At 38.0% G+C, this 18110-nt stretch carries 20 protein-coding genes and 2 tRNA genes; 6 read left to right on the forward strand and 16 right to left on the reverse strand.

All coding sequences use genetic code 11. The features are described from left to right. Positions 1-140 precede the first annotated feature (140 nt). A tRNA-Val gene (locus tag J7R12_RS06755) sits at positions 141-216 on the forward strand. A 346-nt stretch (positions 217-562) separates the two neighbouring features. On the opposite strand, the gene J7R12_RS06760 is transcribed toward J7R12_RS06755, so the two are convergent. The 4 genes from J7R12_RS06760 to folE form a co-directional block, all read right to left on the reverse strand. Continuing rightward, complete coding sequence (locus tag J7R12_RS06760; protein ID WP_126603404.1) at positions 563-1057, reverse strand: hypothetical protein; 495 nt, start codon at positions 1055-1057, stop codon at positions 563-565. Between the two features lie 132 nt (positions 1058-1189). Then, a complete protein-coding gene (locus J7R12_RS06765) occupies positions 1190-2374 on the reverse strand; it encodes an alpha/beta hydrolase (RefSeq protein WP_126603405.1) in 1185 nt (394 codons plus the stop codon). A gap of 190 nt (positions 2375-2564) precedes the next feature. Continuing rightward, positions 2565-2649 (reverse strand) — tRNA-Leu (locus tag J7R12_RS06770). Between the two features lie 138 nt (positions 2650-2787). Next, positions 2788-3405 (reverse strand): GTP cyclohydrolase I FolE, encoded by a 618-nt coding sequence (folE, locus tag J7R12_RS06775; RefSeq protein WP_126603406.1) that lies wholly within the window; start codon positions 3403-3405, stop codon positions 2788-2790. A gap of 126 nt (positions 3406-3531) precedes the next feature. Between folE and J7R12_RS06780 the strand changes: the two genes are divergently transcribed. The 3 genes from J7R12_RS06780 (at position 3532) to thrS (ending at position 6414) form a co-directional block, all read left to right on the forward strand. Next, positions 3532-3960, forward strand: coding sequence for an iron-sulfur cluster assembly scaffold protein (locus J7R12_RS06780; RefSeq protein WP_126603407.1), 429 nt, complete (start codon positions 3532-3534; stop codon positions 3958-3960). Beyond that, positions 3961-4314, forward strand: coding sequence for a membrane protein insertion efficiency factor YidD (gene yidD, locus J7R12_RS06785; RefSeq protein WP_126603408.1), 354 nt, complete (start codon positions 3961-3963; stop codon positions 4312-4314). Positions 4315-4437: 123 nt separating this feature from the next. Continuing rightward, positions 4438-6414, forward strand: a complete 1977-nt coding sequence (gene thrS, locus J7R12_RS06790; RefSeq protein ID WP_126603409.1) for a threonine--tRNA ligase — start codon at positions 4438-4440, stop codon at positions 6412-6414. A 32-nt stretch (positions 6415-6446) separates the two neighbouring features. Here thrS and J7R12_RS06795 read toward each other — a convergent pair whose 3' ends face one another. From J7R12_RS06795 to J7R12_RS06815, 5 genes are all read right to left on the reverse strand, one after another. Then, on the reverse strand, positions 6447-6950 hold the full coding sequence (locus J7R12_RS06795; protein WP_126603410.1) for a MerR family transcriptional regulator: 504 nt from the start codon (positions 6948-6950) through the stop codon (positions 6447-6449). 194 nt (positions 6951-7144) lie between these two features. Continuing rightward, complete coding sequence (locus tag J7R12_RS06800) at positions 7145-7468, reverse strand: integration host factor subunit alpha (protein WP_126603411.1); 324 nt, start codon at positions 7466-7468, stop codon at positions 7145-7147. Positions 7469-7546: 78 nt separating this feature from the next. Beyond that, positions 7547-8521 carry a beta-ketoacyl-ACP synthase III gene (locus J7R12_RS06805; protein WP_126603412.1) on the reverse strand — a complete coding sequence of 325 codons (975 nt, stop codon included), beginning with the start codon at positions 8519-8521 and terminating at the stop codon, positions 7547-7549. A 49-nt stretch (positions 8522-8570) separates the two neighbouring features. After that, positions 8571-9641, reverse strand: coding sequence for a phosphate acyltransferase PlsX (plsX, locus tag J7R12_RS06810; RefSeq protein WP_126603413.1), 1071 nt, complete (start codon positions 9639-9641; stop codon positions 8571-8573). A gap of 149 nt (positions 9642-9790) precedes the next feature. Next, positions 9791-10354: a YceD family protein gene (locus tag J7R12_RS06815; RefSeq protein WP_126603414.1), complete on the reverse strand. Its 564-nt coding sequence runs from the start codon at positions 10352-10354 to the stop codon at positions 9791-9793. Positions 10355-10575: 221 nt separating this feature from the next. Here J7R12_RS06815 and J7R12_RS06820 point away from each other — a divergent pair, with 221 nt between their 5' ends. Next, entirely contained in the window at positions 10576-11055 is a 480-nt protein-coding gene (locus J7R12_RS06820) for an outer membrane protein assembly factor BamE (RefSeq protein ID WP_126604038.1), read from the forward strand. An 81-nt stretch (positions 11056-11136) separates the two neighbouring features. Here the strand turns inward: J7R12_RS06820 and nusB are convergent, their stop codons facing one another. The 6 genes from nusB to glyA form a co-directional block, all read right to left on the reverse strand. Beyond that, positions 11137-11607 (reverse strand): transcription antitermination factor NusB, encoded by a 471-nt coding sequence (nusB, locus tag J7R12_RS06825; protein WP_126603415.1) that lies wholly within the window; start codon positions 11605-11607, stop codon positions 11137-11139. 2 nt (positions 11608-11609) lie between these two features. After that, entirely contained in the window at positions 11610-12062 is a 453-nt protein-coding gene (locus tag J7R12_RS06830; protein WP_126603416.1) for a 6,7-dimethyl-8-ribityllumazine synthase, read from the reverse strand. A 78-nt stretch (positions 12063-12140) separates the two neighbouring features. Further along, positions 12141-12758 carry a riboflavin synthase gene (locus tag J7R12_RS06835; protein WP_126603417.1) on the reverse strand — a complete coding sequence of 206 codons (618 nt, stop codon included), beginning with the start codon at positions 12756-12758 and terminating at the stop codon, positions 12141-12143. Next, a complete protein-coding gene (gene ribD / locus J7R12_RS06840) occupies positions 12740-13867 on the reverse strand; it encodes a bifunctional diaminohydroxyphosphoribosylaminopyrimidine deaminase/5-amino-6-(5-phosphoribosylamino)uracil reductase RibD (protein ID WP_126603418.1) in 1128 nt (375 codons plus the stop codon). Before ribD ends, J7R12_RS06835 begins: the two co-directional genes overlap by 19 nt. Continuing rightward, entirely contained in the window at positions 13860-14342 is a 483-nt protein-coding gene (gene nrdR, locus J7R12_RS06845; protein ID WP_126603419.1) for a transcriptional regulator NrdR, read from the reverse strand. Before nrdR ends, ribD begins: the two co-directional genes overlap by 8 nt. A gap of 13 nt (positions 14343-14355) precedes the next feature. Further along, positions 14356-15669 (reverse strand): serine hydroxymethyltransferase, encoded by a 1314-nt coding sequence (gene glyA / locus J7R12_RS06850; protein ID WP_126603420.1) that lies wholly within the window; start codon positions 15667-15669, stop codon positions 14356-14358. A 343-nt stretch (positions 15670-16012) separates the two neighbouring features. On the opposite strand from glyA, the gene argC reads away from it, so the two are divergent. Then, positions 16013-16948, forward strand: a complete 936-nt coding sequence (argC, locus tag J7R12_RS06855) for an N-acetyl-gamma-glutamyl-phosphate reductase (protein WP_126603421.1) — start codon at positions 16013-16015, stop codon at positions 16946-16948. A gap of 16 nt (positions 16949-16964) precedes the next feature. Here the strand turns inward: argC and J7R12_RS06860 are convergent, their stop codons facing one another. Further along, positions 16965-18056 (reverse strand): COX15/CtaA family protein, encoded by a 1092-nt coding sequence (locus tag J7R12_RS06860; RefSeq protein ID WP_126603422.1) that lies wholly within the window; start codon positions 18054-18056, stop codon positions 16965-16967. Positions 18057-18110 lie beyond the last annotated feature (54 nt).

The following is an 18110-nucleotide window of genomic DNA, read 5'->3' on the forward strand; positions in this document are numbered from 1 at the left end:
CGGTCGTGTAAGGGGTTCATGCGTTCATGTCAAGCGGGCTTATGCATTTTTTTAAAAAAATTGTAAAACACTATCTTTATTCTTGCGTTTAGATTTTTTTTTCCGTAAAGAATGCCTATCCAATTGCTGGTCATTGCATTGGGCGATTAGCTCAGCTGGTAGAGCGCCTCGTTTACACCGAGGATGTCGGGAGTTCGAGTCTCTCATCGCCCACCATACGCTTTTAAGTTTCATGTAACTTGTTGATACTTCACATGTTTTTTAGGTGCGGGGGGGGTGTAAATAAAGGTTAGGAAATAGGATTTCAAATCACGCCTCTACAACGGGGGCATTTTTTTCGCTTTTTCTTTTTCTAATTGTGCTAAAAATTCTTTGACGGATTCTAATTCAAGTGGTGTTAAGCTATTCAACGTTCTCACAGACATGCTGACGATTTTGCGACTCAACTGATCAGAAAGCTTGATCGTAAAACTATGACGACAAACATCAGCTTCTTTTCTTAAAATGGCTATAGCCTTTGAATCACTCTATTTTCTAAAAAGTTGAAATCTTTTATCTTTCACTAATATTCTTTTTCAAAGAGATGTGGGCTTTCAACAATAAGCTTTTCTCGTGCTTTTTGTAATTGTTTAATCACTTCATCAATTTTTGACGGAGTATAACAAGATTCTTGGCTCTCTAATAAATGTTGTCTTTCCATTCCCTCATAAAAACATTGCATCTGAGACTGCAGTATTCTCATCTCTTGAAAGAAAAGGCGTCCCGTTTCTTTAAAACCATTATTAAGAGAAAACAGTTGATCGGAAATTGATAGCAGAACTTGTTTTAAGAAACGTTCATTTTCTTGACGTTTACGATATTCTAAAACAAGAGCATGACTTATTTCATCCAGCTGTTTTTTTGTAGAATCAATTTGACGCAATAAATTTGCTTTTTCCCCCATATTAACTTCTCTCGCCCTCAAAAGCATAGTATGAATATCTAATAATTTAACTGCAGAATGAGATAAATAATCAACTAATGTAGGTGTATCGACAGAGCGCTTTCGTGCAACCATTATGAACGCACCTCATAATTGTTTACATTCATTCCGCTATTTTTTTATTTTACAAAGCTATTCTAAAGAAAGTGCTAAAAAACATGCGTTGTAATTCATTTATATTTGATAGAAAATTCCGGATTTTTTACATTAATGCGAAGCCAATGGGGTTAAAAAACGCACAGGTGTATAAAGAATAAGATGCGTTGTTTTTTCCAACACAGTACTACTATCAGCAAGAAGCGCCTGACTAGGTGATAATTCTGTACCCTGCATAATTGTAGAAGCCAAAGAACCTTCTCGAGAAAGAGCCATTAACGTTGGTGAAGATGCAAAGACATTATGTGCTCCACCATCAACAGTAGAGAAATCAAGAACCGTTATTCCATTTCTACGCAACATTGCAATATCTGAACCATCCCCCACACGATGATGTCCACCCGTAAGGCGCCCCGAAACAGCAAGTGCTTTATCCGCACGAGATACTAAAATAGCTGTTGGTTGAGGCAATTTTTTAATATCATTAAGCTGACGTTCAAAAACATCGACATCAATGTCCGGCGCCGCCATTAAGAAACTTGTAATACGACGAATAGGTTTATAGTTCCCCTGTAATGCTAAAGTTCTAAAGGCCTCCATTATAACAAAATTACCCATAGAATGCGCAATAACTGAAATCTGATCAGCATGGGTTTCACTAACAAGTTTCAAAAGCTCTATGAGTCCGTCACGCGCAAAATTTGCACTATCACGGTCATAAATATAAAGAGGTACTGATCCAGCAGAAGGCCATGAATAGTGTACAGCGACAACATCTAAAGAATAATCGTGTGTAAACTGAGCTGTACGAAATGTGCCATCTGCAAAATTATTGTTATAGCCATGAATAAAAAGAAAAATCTCTCTCTTTCCTTTTGGCTTTTTTGCTAAAGCGGCATTTAGTTGCTGCTTAAATTGTTCTTTATTATCATATTTTTGCAAGGCCACCGCGGCAAAATATTTATCATGGGTAGGTTTATAAGCGTTTATTTCAACAACCCCCTTCACATGTTGTTGAGGAATTCCCACATCAACGCGATTATAATGTACTTTATTTGACCGCTCTGCTCCATAAGGCTGAGAATAGTTGTCTTGCATCATTCGGCTTGTTGCAACATATACTGGAACAACAGTTTTCGGAAGAATGGGGCTACCTTCAACTTCCCTTTGCACTGCAATCATAGACGGTGTTGCATGGACCCCGTGCCAAAGCACAGCACGCGATCTGCTACAGGCCATCAATAAAGAAATACAAATAAAGAATGTTAAAGACTTTAGAAATATTGTATTTTTCACAACAACACCCAACCCTCTAAAAAGATTTAACACCTCAGATCTACAGATAAAAGAACAAAACTTCTACTGACCTAAAATGCAAGCATTACTGGGAATGCACTAAATCAAATAATACACAAAGAAAAACCCCGCTACAATGCATAAAACAGCATCCCTGTTGAATATAATACAACCCACAAGAGAAATCAAATGGTGCGGTCGAGAAGACTCGAACTTCCACGGGTTGCCCCACAGCGACCTCAACGCTGCGCGTCTACCAATTCCGCCACGACCGCACATGGTGAAGTGAAATACATTAATTTCTGGCTTTAACAAATCGTAAAGCAAGGTACAAGCCTATTTTCGCTTTCCTACGATTTATTTTACCTGAAGAACTTATAGCCCAATACGAAGTCACCAGAATATAAGCTCTACTATGATCTTTGAACCATCCTCATAAAGTTAGCCTGTAAACCTTGATCTTTTTCATAACACCCCTGAAAACTTGTTGTAATTGTTGTAGCTCCCTGCTTTTGAACTCCTCTCATAGCCATGCACATGTGCTCAGCCTCAATCAACACCGCAACACCACGAGGTTTCAGATGCACTCCCAAAGCGTGAGCTATTTGAGCTGTCATTGCCTCTTGTGTTTGTAAACGACGAGCAAAAACATCCACAACACGCGCAATTTTTGAAAGTCCAACAATCTTAGTATCAGGAAAATACCCGATATGCGCTTTACCAACAATCGGAATCATATGATGTTCACAATGTGAATAAAAAGGAATATTTTTTACTATTATCGCTTCATGATACCCTGAAGCTTCTTCAAAAACCGTATCTAAAATCTCTTCAACCGATTTGCTATAACCAGTAAAAAGATCGCGATATGCTTTCGCTACACGTTTAGGAGTATCTACAAGCCCCTCTCGATTCGGATTTTCTCCCACCCATAAGAGCAATGTACGAATCGCCGCCTCTACTTCTTCAACACTAGGACGTTTCTCAGATAAAAATGGATCTCTTGAACCTCCTTTAATAACATCACGCATTAAAAAAACTCCAGTTTCACGCTCTATAAAGCATTTGCTACATACATATTTTGTTTTGTATAATCTCTATATAAGCGAATTAAAAGCTTAAACAATCGCGATTCTCGAAATTTCAGGCAAGCGCTCATGGTTGATAATATCTATAGTGATAAAATACTTGAATATGCTTCACATATAAGTAGAATCGGACGTCTTAATAATCCAGATGCAACGTCAAAAAAACATGCACGTCTTTGTGGTTCAACAATCACTGTAGATCTCAAAGTAAAAAATAACATCGTTATAGATTTCGCTCATGAAGTGCAAGCATGTGTGCTAGGACAGGCTGCAGCTTCGCTTTTAGCATCTCATATTATAGGACAAACAACACAAAATCTTAAAATGTTACGTGAAACTATCTATTACATGCTCACAAAAGATGGTCCGCCTCCCCAAGCTCCGTTTGAAGCGTTTTCTTGTTTGCAGCCCATTAAAGACTATAAAACGCGTCATGCATCAACAATACTTCCTTTTGATGCAATCATAGAGTGTATCAAGCAAATTGAAAACAAATAAATGCTCAAATTACCACCCTCTCAAAAAAACAGACAAACCCGAAATTATGTGGGACCTTGGCGAAAAACACCTGGACGATTACTTGGCATTTTCTTGATACGTTTTTATCAAATAACGCTTTCTAGCTTGATAGGAAATCAGTGTCGTCATGCACCAACCTGTTCAGAATATACTTATGAAGCAATCGCACGCCATGGATTATGGGCTGGTGCATGGATGGGACTTTTTCGTATCATACGTTGTGGTCCATTTGGAACATATGGATTTGATCCAGTACCTCCCTCTCTCGAAAAGAGTTGTTGTTTTTATAAACCTTGGCGTTATTGGAAAATTTCTACGAAACACAATAAATAGTTCTTTCTTTTTTTTATGCGTATTGATAGAAAAATGAGTTTCTAGACTTTAAATTAATTATAACTCAGTTTTTTAAGAAACCCATCCGCAATCGTTGGCGGAATTGGATTAAAGGGGTGTTTTATGTCTTGCTCTGTTTCTCTTTCATTTCCTGATGGTTCAAAACGTGATTATCCCACTGAAATGACTGGTTTAGAATTGGCAGCATCCATTTCTAAATCACTTGCAAAAAAAGCTGTTGCCTACAGCCTTAATGGAAGCATTCGAGACCTGTCAGATCCATTAGAAGAATCGGGTCAAATAGAAATTATTACTCGAGAAGATCCACGTGCTCTTGAGCTCATACGCCATGATTGTGCACATGTCCTAGCTGAAGCAGTACAAGAGCTCTTTCCTGAAACGCAAGTAACAATTGGCCCTGTGATCGAAAATGGTTTCTATTATGATTTTGCGCGCCAACAGCCTTTTACATTAGATGATCTCACTATTATTGAAAGGAAAATGCGTGAAATTATTCAACGCAATAACCCCTTCAAAAAAGAGATTTGGTCTCGTGAAAAAGCGAAAGAGATTTTTTCTGAAAAAGGCGAACTTTATAAGGTTGAGCTTATTGAGAGCATTCCCGAAAATCAAGATTTAAAAATCTATTATCAAGGTGATTGGTTTGATCTTTGTCGCGGACCACACATGCAATCTACTGGACAAATTGGAAGTGCCTTTAAACTGATGAAAGTCGCAGGAGCTTATTGGCGTGGCGACTCCAATAATCCAATGCTAACGAGAATTTATGGCACAGCATTTGCGAACGAAAATGACTTAAAAACTTATCTAAACACGCTAGAAGAAGCTGAAAAACGTGATCATCGCCGCTTGGGACGTGAAATGGATTTATTTCATTTTCAAGAAGAAGGACCAGGAATGATTTTTTGGCACAAAAAAGGCTGGAAAATGTTCCAAAATTTGATCAACTATATGCGTAGACGTCTCGATGATCATCAATATGCGGAAGTGAATGCACCGCAAGTTCTCGATAGATCACTTTGGGAAATATCTGGCCATTGGGGATGGTATAAAGAAAACATGTTCAAAGCAATTCCTGCGGCGGAGGATTGGGATCATGAAAATGTTTTTGCCCTTAAACCAATGAATTGTCCTGGTCACGTGCAAATTTTTAAACATGGTTTAAAATCTTACCGCGATTTGCCTATAAGACTTGCTGAATTTGGTCTTGTCCATCGTTATGAACCTTCAGGCTCTCTCCATGGTCTTATGCGTGTGCGAAGCTTTACACAAGATGATGCGCATATTTTTTGTACAGATGAGCAGTTAGCTGATGAATGCCTCAAGATTAATGATTTAATCTTATCAACTTATGCTGACTTTGGTTTTAAAGAAATCAGCCTTAAGCTTTCAACACGTCCAGAAAAACGTGTCGGAACTGATGCATTATGGGATCACGCGGAAAATATCATGGAATCCGTTCTTAAAATTATTGAGACAAAATTTTCAGGACAAATCAAAACAAGTATCCTCCCAGGTGAAGGTGCATTTTATGGTCCCAAATTTGAATATACATTGAAAGATGCTATCGGTCGTGAATGGCAATGTGGAACAACACAAATAGACTTTAATCTCCCTGAGCGTTTTGGTGCATTTTATATTGATAAAGATTCAGAAAAACGTCAACCAGTCATGATACATCGCGCCATTTTTGGATCAATGGAACGTTTTCTTGGCATTTTAATCGAAAATTTTGCTGGACATATGCCCCTTTGGCTTGCACCTGAACAAATCGTTGTAGCAACCATTACATCTGAAGCAAATGAATATGCAAAAAAAATAACGGCAAAATTTAAAGCTGCTGGACTTTCTGCAACATCAGATCTTCGTAATGAAAAAATTAATTATAAAATACGTGAACATTCTTTACAAAAAGTTCCGGTAATTTTGGTATGTGGCAAACGTGAATCTGAAACGAATAGCGTGAGCATGCGCCGCTTAGGAAGCACAGATCAGCTCTCCTTGTCTATAGAAGAAGCTATTAAACAACTTATCGATGAAGCAACACCACCAGATTTACGCCGTTTAATAAATGCTTAAAAACATACTAAAAGATAAAAGGAGCGATAAAATTATCGTGCTCTATCAAGTACACGTTTACATTCAATGAGTTCAAAAAGCGTTTCTTGTAACAATGCTTTATCGGTTTTATCTTTGTGAATATTAACAGAACCAATAGACACCTCCCCTTCGCTCCTCATGAAACTCAAAAGCCCAAAAGAAGACTTTTTAGGTTTACTGCTGGAAGTTTCAAAAGTTTGTCCTGCATGTTTCTTTTCTATTACGACATTCATAGCTTCAAGATCACCATTGCCAAATGCAGTAACAAAAGCAATACCATTCTCTTTCAAAAGGCGTTGCACACCCTTTATTGTATACCCCTGATCATACAGCAACTGCTTAATGCCATTGAGCAACTCAATATCGGCTGGGCGATAGTAGCGCCTTCCCCCCCCACGCTTCATTGGCTTAATTTGCCTAAAACGTGTTTCCCAGAATCTTAACACATGCTGCGGAAGCTCCAATAACTCGGCTACTTCGCTAATTGTGCGAAAAGCATCAGAGCTCTTATCCATTTTGTAACACCTTATTTAAAACACTTTTGGTTACACAACGACTCATAAAGTTTCAATTTCTCAATAAGATTAGTCAAAAATAGGACCATACTTGACTATAATTAACCCCAAAAACCTTTTTTTTGAAACAAAATGCAAAATCCAATCTATAATACAATTTTTTAACAAATACCAAATATCGTAACAGTATTTATTTATGTGATATTATTTTTTTGTCTTGCACGATGCGAATCTAAGATTCTTTGTTTAAGGATATTTGCAGCCTTAAATGTCACGACACGTCGCGGCGGAATAGGCGCTTCAATGCCGGTTTTTGGATTCCGTCCAACGCGTTCATTTTTACTACGAACTTGAAAAGTTGCAAAAGAAGATAACTTAACTGCTTCACCTCTCACAAGTGAATTGCAAATTTCATCCAAAACCAATTCAACCAAAGCTGCTGATTCAGTGTGTGACAAGCCTACCCTTCTACAAACTACGCTCGCTAAATCTGCACGCGTCACTGTTTTACTTGTCATTATAACCACCTATTTAAAACATTAAAAATTATAAAATGACTTATACGTTTTATTCAAATATGGTCAAGGGACTATAATTTACCAACGAATAAGAATTGCTCCCCACGTAAACCCACCTCCCATAGCTTCTAACATAATGAGATCTCCTTTTTTAATTTTCTCTTGGCAAACAGCTGTTGTTAAAGCCAATGGCACCGATGCTGCAGACGTATTACCATGCTGATCAACAGTAATGACAACTTTGTCTATGGCAATTCCCAATTTTTTAGCTGATGCTTCAATAATACGTTTATTGGCCTGATGAGGCACAAACCAATCTAACTGAGAAGAATTCATACCAGCAGCCGCAAAACAATCATCGACGACATCCGTTATCATACCGACAGCATATTTAAAAACTTCTCGTCCTTCCATGCGTAAATAGCCCGTTGTTTGCGTTGTCGAAGGACCGCCATCAACATACAGCTTATCCATATATGCGCCATTGGAGCGCAATTTTGTAGCCAATATACCACGATCGAAAGCAAGATTGCTTTCACACTCCTGTGCTTCCAAAACAGCAGCACCCGCACCATCGCCAAATAAAACACATGTCGTGCGATCTTTCCAATCCAAAATTCGAGAAAATGTGTCAGACCCAATAACTAAAATTCTTTTAGCTGTTCCACAGCGTAAATAGGCATCTCCTGTTGCTAAAGCAAAAATAAAACCAGAGCAAACAGCTTGAATATCAAAAGCAAAGCCATGAGCCATTCCCAAAGCATGCTGAATTTCAACAGCAGAAGCAGGAAAAGTACGGTTTGGTGTTGAAGTTGCTAAAATAATACAATCAATATCTTTTATTGTTAAACCAGCATTTATAAGTGCTTTTTGTGCAGCTTCAACTCCTAAAGAAACCGTTGTTTCATTTTTATTGGCAATATAACGCTGACGTATTCCTGTACGTTGAACAATCCATGAATCCGATGTTTCAACAAATGCTGCAATCTCATCATTCGATAAGCTTTTTTGAGGCAGAGCACTTCCTACACCACGTATAACGGATCGAATCATTAAGCCCTAACCTTTTCTTCAGATTTTTTAATTATATTACAAAAACTTATCATAAGTTCTTCTCATTTATTATCGCTTCATCTTCTTGATTAAAAAGTGTTTCTTTATTTTCATGAAACCACCGCAAATCAGCAGTTATTTTTTTCAAAAGTCCATTGTTAACCATCTCATAACCAACGCGGATAGCAGAAGCAAAGCCATTAGCATTAGCACTTCCATGGCTTTTTATGACAACACCGTTTAAACCTAAAAGCACCCCCCCATTCACCCTATCAGGATCCATTTTGTGTTTCAGTGCACGAAAAGCGCTCCGTGATAAAAAATAACCAAGAGATGTTAAAAAAGAACTGCGCATAGCGGAGTTTAGAATCTCCGCCATCTGCCGCGCAGTACCCTCTGCGGTTTTTAAAGCAATATTACCAGAAAAACCCTCCGTTACAACAACATCTACGGTTCCCTTTCCAATGTCATTGCCTTCAACAAATCCCTTATATTCTAATCCTTCTAATTGCACTTCACGCAATATCATTCCCGCCTTTTTAATTTCATAAAGGCCTTTAACCTCTTCAACCCCCACATTTAAAAGCCCAACACTTGGTTTTTCAGTGTGATATAAAGCGCGAAACATGCCCGCCCCCATAACAGCCAAATCAACCAATTGGCTCGCAGATGCACCAATCGTTGCTCCAATATCCAAAACAATGCTTTCACTGCGAAGCGTTGGCCAAATACCTGCAATTCCAGGGCGTTCAGCCTCTGCCATCATTTTTAAACAAAAATAAGACATCGCCATGAGTGCACCCGTATTGCCCGCAGAAATGCAAGCATCAGCTTCTCCATTTTTTACCGCTTCAATTGCATACCACATAGATGATTTACCACGCCCATTGCGAAGGGCTTGGCTTGGCTTTTCATCCATACGCGTGTAGCTTTCTGTAGGATAAAAGCGCGATACAGAAGCCAAACAAGGATATTTTTTTAAAACCGGCGTAACAGCTTCCTCTATCCCATAAAACAGAAAATAAATATTTGACAAATATTTTTGTACAATTGCTGCTCCTGCAATAGTTGCTTCTGGACCATAATCACCGCCCATGACATCCACAGAAATTCTAATCACGTTTGCATATCCCACATCTTTTCATTTACTCTTTTAAAAGCATATTACGATTTTTTGCTACTGAATAACCACAAAACACCTTCAGCGAAAATAGCTCCGCAGAAAATACTGTTTTTATAATGCAGCACAATAGATAATTTTTTATGTTTTTACAGCCGCTTCCAACTTTCCAAAACAGAAAATGGCGATGATTTTTGCTCGGTTTCTTCTAAATTTTCAATCACACACGCCTTTACCCCCTCTTTGCGCGGATAATGATTAATGGACAACTCAAAGAATTCTTCCATAATTGCACCAATATCAATTTTATCGCCATAAAATACTTCTGGTGTATCTAGTCCCTCCACATCTAAAAATAATTCTCCTGTATCTTCCACTGTTTTGGGCTTTATTAAATTTGAGTCTTCAGAGACCAAAACAACCTCAATATTTTCACGGAGAATATTTTCTATCGGTTCTAGTGTAACAACACATAACTGTATTATACGTGCCCGCAATAGACCTTTTACACGTACTCCGCGTTTTTTCCACGGGAAAATATGGAATTTTCCTTCACAAGATTTTACTTCAACCAAATCATGATTCTGAGCCAAGTGAGCGCACTCTTTATGGTTTGCATAAATAGAAACCTTTATGCCCTTAGCTGGTAGAGAACGTACTGATATGGGATAAGCCAAAGCAAATGTCATTTGAGAAACATTTTGAAGATTCATTAACGACTCCCGAATATAGGATGTAATGTATTGCACTTTTGTTTAGCCAAAGTACATTTCACTCATTTTTTTCTTTTCTAAAGAAATTCTATATGGCATAACTACTTTATAACAGGGAAGCTCAATGTAAGCTATGGTAGATTAAGCTAAAATGATAAAAAACTTGAGGTTACCTTCTTGTCGTGTATTTAAGTATATAAAGGGAGATATCATTGTTTCAAATGCCTCACATAACAGCCTTAATCAAACGTAAGTCATTGATTGGTCTGTCAATAGCAAGCATGGTAGCAGTTTCTGGTTGTAGTATTCTTGATTCTTCAGGTTCAAGCCAAATATATCAAGAAGGTTATGTTCTTGATAAAAATGCTCTTAGTTCTGTTTCTGTTGGATCAAGTCAGGAGCAAGTTATTTTAAGTTTAGGAACCCCCTCACTTAAAACAAAATATGATAATGAGGTCTTCTATTATATCTCACAAACGCGCTATCGTGCGATGCAATTTATGAAAACAAAAATTATTGATCGTAAAGTTTTGGCTATTTATTTCAATAAAAACAACCAAGTTGCTAAAGTAGCGCATTATGGTCTACAAAATGGACAAGTATTCGATTTCATCACACAAACAACTCCAACCGCTACAAAAGAACAGCCTTTCTTAATCCAGATTATTAAAGGTCCTGCGAATTTGCCAACACATAACTAGATTATAACAATCTGTATAAGCCTGATAATCTCGGGACTGATAACTGTCAGTCCCGACAATGTTGAGATTAAGGAAATATTCTTAGAGGCGGATTTTTTTTGCCATACTGTCAAGAATGGCATTAACGAGCTTTGGTTCATCACCATCAAAAAATGCTTTTGCTATATCCACATATTCATTCATGACAACAGCAACAGGTACATCTTGGCGGTTCATCAATTCCCATAAACCTGCACGCAAAATTGCTCGTAATATGGAATCAAGACGTGAAAGTGACCACTCTGTAGAAAGTTGTTGATGAAGCATAGGATCAAGCTGTTTTTGATTCTTTACAACACCCGTGATAATAGCTAAAAACCATTGAAAATCAGCATCAAGATACTGATCTCCATCAATATTTTTTCCTAAACGGTAAGCCTCATATTCAGCTGCCGTTTCCATTACACCAGAACCAACTATATCCATTTGATAGAGGGCTTGAACTGCAGCAAGTCTTGCTGCTCCACGTTTATTGGCTGAACGCGGAGAATGTTTTCCTTTTATATCAGCCATATTTAATGATTATCTCCAAATCTCTTTTTTAGAGCGATCATACATAAAGCAGCTTTAGCAGCAAAACCACCTTTATTTTTTTGATCCTGTTTTGCACGCTCCCATGCTTGTTTTTCATCTTCAACAGTCAAAATACCATTTCCGATAGCCAAGTGTTTATGAACAGTTAAATCCATCAATGCACGACAAGAATCATTCGCAACAATTTCAAAATGATATGTTTCACCTCGAATAACACAGCCAAGTGCGACATAACCATCATACTTACTCTTTTTTTCAGCAAAAGCTATTGCAGCTGGTATTTCTAATGCCCCTGGAACTGTCACGATATCATAGCTTACTTCAGCTTTCTGCAAAGCATTTACTGCGCCTGCAAGAAGAGCATCAGAAATCCCCTCATAAAAACGTGCTTCAACGATCAATAGATGCAACTTTTTATGCTCCTCTTTTATCATAACAAGATCCCATAAAAATTAACCAAAAAAATTAGGCTTATAGAGTACAAAATTTTGAAAATTACAATAACTTTCAACTCACACATCTGTCATTTTAAAACCAGAAAACTTTGCAACATAACGAGCCAACGGATCGATCTCTAAATTGACTTGGTCTCCAATTTTAGCTTGTCCCCAAGTTGTCATTTCAAGTGTATGACGAATAATAAGAATATCAAAAATACAGCCCTCAACACAATTCACGGTCAAAGACGTCCCATTAAGTGCAATAGAACCTTTATTTACAATAAAGGGCGTAAATTGTGTTGGAACCTGTAGAAAAAAACGAACTGCATCACCTTCATTTTTTTGATCAATGATCTCAGCTAAACCATCAATATGACCAGAAACCAAATGCCCCCCCATTTCATCACCCAATCGGAGAGAACGCTCTAAGTTAATACACGTTCCTTTTGTCCATTGGGCAAGATTAGTCAAACGTAATGCCTCTTCCCACGCCTCTACAGCAAACCAACTCATATTTGCCTGTTTTGATCCTCGTCCAACGATTGTCAAACAAATTCCTGAACACGCAATAGACGAACCAATCTCTAAGCTTTCAACAGCATAACGCGTAGAGACATTGAAACGCACCCCTTTTTTTAAAGATTGAATATCTTCAATACAACCGATATCCGTTATAATCCCTGTGAACATAACGTCTTACGCCTCCATTTATAAAAACGGTCATTTCCAAACATTCTTGCTTCAACTTTATGAAATTGTGAGAGATAATTTTCAAAATTAGGAGCTTCAATACGGTTTTTGCCTAAAATAATGGGAGCATAAAAGCATATCAAATGATCTACACAACCAGAATTTAAAAACTTTTCTCCTGTCTTCACTCCTCCCTCAAGTAAAACACTATTGATTCCACATTGATAAAGCAGCTGTAAAATAGCAAGGGGCTGCATGCAGCCATTCTTTATTTTTACTGAATACACAGACACACCACACTTTTCCAACGCACTTTTTTTGCTTTTCTTTGAAGGATTCCCATTACAAATAATCCATGTAGGAATTCTTGTTGCTGTCTGAACAACTTTTGCATCAAGTGGGATGCATAAATCTGCATCCAAAATGACACGTATTGGCGAACGCATTTCCATCCCTGGCAAACGACAATCCAATTGTGGATCATCCGCTAATATAGTGCCAATACCAACGAGAATAGCATTATTTTGAGCGCGTAAAATATGCGTATAGGTATGAGAAGTCATTCCACTAATTTTTATTCCCCCCTGCCCTTTTTTTCCCACACCATTATCAGCAGAAATTGCCATTTTTAAAGTAACCGCACAACGTTGCAATTTCCTTATGCACCAATGTGTACACAATGCTTCAAAAGCTTCTTCAGCAAGAATGCCCTCAACCACTTCAATACCAGCAGCACGTAAAAGAGAAATACCTCGGCCATCAACCCGTTTATCTAAATCAGTAAGAGCAATAACAACCCGCGAAACACCTGAATCAATAAGAGCATTCACACATGGCGAAGTTTTTCCATAATGTGAACAAGGCTCTAAAGTCACATAAGCTGTCGCACCATGAGCTAGAGTTCCAGCCATTTGTAACGCTTGCACTTCAGCATGAGGTCTACCGTGAATGGCTGTTACACCATACCCCACAATAGATGTCCCTGCACCCTCATCGTTTTGCACAATTAACGCACCAACTGAAGGATTCTCACCAGTAAGACCAACATGACGTTCTGCTAAACGGATAGCTGCAGCCATAAACCGCTTATCTTGCATTTTTTTATTCATCAAAATGAGATTCTGTATCCGCTATACCTTTTGACAACTCGTCGATAACGTCATGAAAATCGCTTGCATTACGAAAATCCCGATAAACAGAAGCAAAACGGATATAGGCAATATCATCAATACTTTTCAATGCTTCCATCACAAGACAACCAATTTTTTCCGAAGAAATCTCTGGTTCTCCTAAACTTTCGAGTTGTCGTACAATGCCAGAAATTGCCCGTTCAATATAGTCTGGATCAATATTGCGTTTACGCACAGCTATATCAACTGATCGCATTAACTTATCACGATCAAAGAGTTCACTTCGACCACTTTTTTTAGAGACCAATAGCTCACGCAGCTGAACACGTTCAAAAGTTGTAAAACGACCACCACAAACAGCACAGACACGGCGGCGGCGAATAACCGCCCCCTCCTCTGCAGGACGCGAATCTTTAACCTGTGTATCCTCATACTGGCAGTAAGGACAACGCATCTCTTTTGCACCTCTAACAAGTGCTAAGATAAGAGTAAAGAGGAAACTTATCCGTTATATCTTTTACCTTTTTCTTAACAGCCATTTCAACGGCATTATTGTCCTCATTGCTTTTTGCTGCTTTAAGACCATCAAGAACTTCTGAAATCAGCTCCCCAATTTGAATAAATTCTTTTTCTGTAAAACCACGCGTTGTTGCAGCAGGTGATCCCAAACGAATTCCCGATGTTATAGATGGTGTTTCAGGATCAAAAGGAATACCATTTTTATTACAGGTAATATTTGCTCGTCCCAAAGCCAACTCAGCGCGTTTTCCTGTCACATTTTTGGAACGCAAATCAACCAACAACAAGTGGTTATCTGTACCACCAGAAACAATATCAAAACCATTACTCTGTAATGTTTTTGCCAAAATTTTTGCATGAGCAACAACATGAGCGCTGTAGCTCTTGAAAGAAGGCTGTAAAGCCTCCTCAAATGCAACAGCCTTAGCCGCAATCACATGCATTAAAGGACCACCTTGAAGACCAGGGAAAATTGCTGAGTTAATTTTTTTGGCTAAAACTTCATCATTTGTCAATATCAATCCACCACGAGGACCGCGCAACGATTTATGCGTTGTCGTTGTCACAATATGCGCATGTGGAACCGGTGAAGGATGAACGCCGCCAGCAACCAAGCCAGCAATATGAGACATATCAACGAGAAAATAAGCACCAATCTCATCTGCAATTTCACGGAACTTTTTCCAATCCCATAGGCGAGGATAAGACGAGCCACCTGCTATAATAAGCTTTGGCTTATGTTCTTTTGCAAGCCGTTCAACTTCCTCCATATCAAGAATCTGATCTTCTTGACGCACACCATAGCTAACAACATCAAACCATTTTCCAGACATGTTGACAGATGAACCGTGTGTAAGATGACCACCAGCATTTAAATCCAGTCCCATAAATGTATCACCAGGCTGCAGTAAAGCTAAAAAGACAGCTTGATTCATTTGGCTACCAGAATGAGACTGAACATTTGCAAAAGCAGCACCAAAAAGCTGTTTTGCGCGTTCAATTGCTAAATCCTCAACAACATCAACAAACTGACATCCCCCATAATAACGCTTTCTTGGATAACCTTCTGCATATTTATTGGTTAAAACCGATCCCTGTGCTTCAAGAACTGCTCTTGAAACAATATTCTCTGACGCAATCAGCTCAATTTCTTGTTGTTGACGCTCAAACTCTCCCTTAATTGCATCAAAAATTTCCCTATCAACGGTTTGTAAACTATCATTAAAAAAGCGCTTTTGTATGTCATTATCTTGCTGAGTCATAAAACACATTCCTAACATATAAAAAATAAAGTAATGGGACGATAACACAGCAAACTGTGCAAACCAAACATTTTAAACCACTTTCACTCAAAAATGGTACAAACATTTATCTTATTTCTTTACCATATAAAATAGGAAACTCTTCCCTCATAAAAATGAAGTAAAATAAGTATGAAGTTTCTCTTTCCGCACTTCTATTTGTCACACTTTCTGCAAATAGAAAGATCTATAACCTTAAGAAATTCAATCATTTAATAACTACCATTAAAATTGCTAATAACTTAAAATAATTTTAACATGACAAGCTCAATACGGTAGAAAAAATTAATTCAAGGCCAAGAGAATGACAACGAAAGTTTTTATTGATGGTGAACACGGAACAACCGGATTACAAATACAAAAACGACTAGCCGAACGTTCGGATTTTCAATTACTCTCTCTTTCTCATACAGAGAGACATAATATTGATATGCGACGAGACTGTCTTAGCCAAACTGACATTGCTATTTTATGTCTTCCAGATGATGCTGCACGCAAAACAGTTAACTGGCTTAAAAATAATAAAAAAATTAGAATTATTGATAGCTCAACAGCCCACCGTGTGGCACCAGACTGGGTCTACGGTTTTCCTGAAATGACAGCAGGACAAAAAAAACGTATCCAAGCAGCTCATTACGTATCCAATCCTGGATGTTATCCTACCGGTGCAGTTAGCTTGATTCGTCCACTCCGTGAAGCAGGTCTGCTTGACGCTCATTATCCAATATCAATTAATGCAATATCTGGCTATACGGGAGGGGGAAAACAATTGATTGCACAAATGGAAAACCAATTTCAAGAGAATGACGTGCGGGAAAATTATTTTATCTATGGTCTTAATCTTGAACATAAACATGTGCCAGAAATTAAAATCTATGGGCAAATCAACCAAACACCTGTTTTTGTACCAAGTGTTGGTCGTTTCCCTCAAGGAATGATTGTAAATATTCCACTCCATCGCTACTTATTTACAAAATCAGCGAACTGTTCTGATCTACGTGAAATTCTTGAAAACCATTATAAAGGACAGAATATCATATCAGTTGCATCACAAGACGAAACAGATGCTCTTACTAAACTCAATCCAGAATGCTTCGCACACAAAGATGGAATAAAGCTATTCGTCTTTGGCAACGAGCGCGAAGGGATTTTCAATCTCTGTGCTCTATTAGATAATTTAGGAAAAGGGGCATCCGCAGCTGTTATTCAAAATCTCGACTTAATGCTTTCAGGAAATTAACTTCTCTGTATAAATATTATTTAACGACATGATATGCCCCCTTTGTTGCTCGCCAATGCGCAACCGAAAAGCACAATGTGACTAATGCAACAATTTGATGAATAAGCCCCAAACTGATAGGGACCTCATGTAACAATGTGAGAATACCTAAGATTGCTTGAAGAATGATCATAATACACATAAAAAATGCACGACGAGAATGCGTTGAGTGTGGAATATTACTTCGTACATATAAAGCATGAACAACTGCTGCAATAAATAAAAAGTAAGCAAAAAAACGATGGATAAATTGAACAGTTAAAGGATTCTCAAACAAATTAAGCCAAACAGGATTATGCTGCAATAATCCATCGGGTATGATCTGACCATCCATAAGTGGCCATGTATTATAAACTTTTCCAGCATGAAGACCTGCAACCAAAGCGCCCAAATAAATCTCAATCAAAATAAAAACGACAAACCATCCTGCAAAATACTGAATCTTGCGATTCGCTGGTTTTTCTGAATATTCTGTGAGCCCTCGAGATAAATAAGTAACAAAAATAATAACAAAACATGCTGTGACAAGATGAAAAGCTAAACGATATTGGCTCACACTTGTCAAATCACTTTGACCAATACCAGAAGCCACCATCCACCAACCAATAAACCCTTGAAAGGCAATAAGGATTGGTACAACGGTAAGCTGAAGCAAAATACTTTTTTCAATACGTTTTGTCGCCCAAAACCAAATGAGACCTATTAAGGCGACAAGACCGACAAGACGACCGAGAATACGGTGCGCCCATTCCCACCAGAAAATAACCTTAAACGCGCTTAACGTCATATCACGATTAAGCAGCTTATATTGCGCTATCTGTTGATATTTTAAAAATTCTTCCTGCCATTGATCCACACCAATCGGTGGAATAACACCATGAATTGGCTTCCATTCAGTTATCGACAATCCTGATCCCGTCAAGCGGGTAGCTCCCCCCACCAAAACTATTGCCAAACAAAGCAATAAAATAGAATAAAGCCACACTTGAATTTGTTTTCGATTTTTCTTTTGCAATGGTGTTAAAACGGTATAATTCAATCTCTTTACTGTCATTTCTAATTGCCCCACGTCATTTTCCAACCACAATTTATTTTAAAACCTAAACTTATAAATCTTAGCTCT

Source organism: Bartonella vinsonii subsp. vinsonii, from assembly GCF_902825235.1.
GTDB lineage: Bacteria > Pseudomonadota > Alphaproteobacteria > Rhizobiales > Rhizobiaceae > Bartonella > Bartonella vinsonii.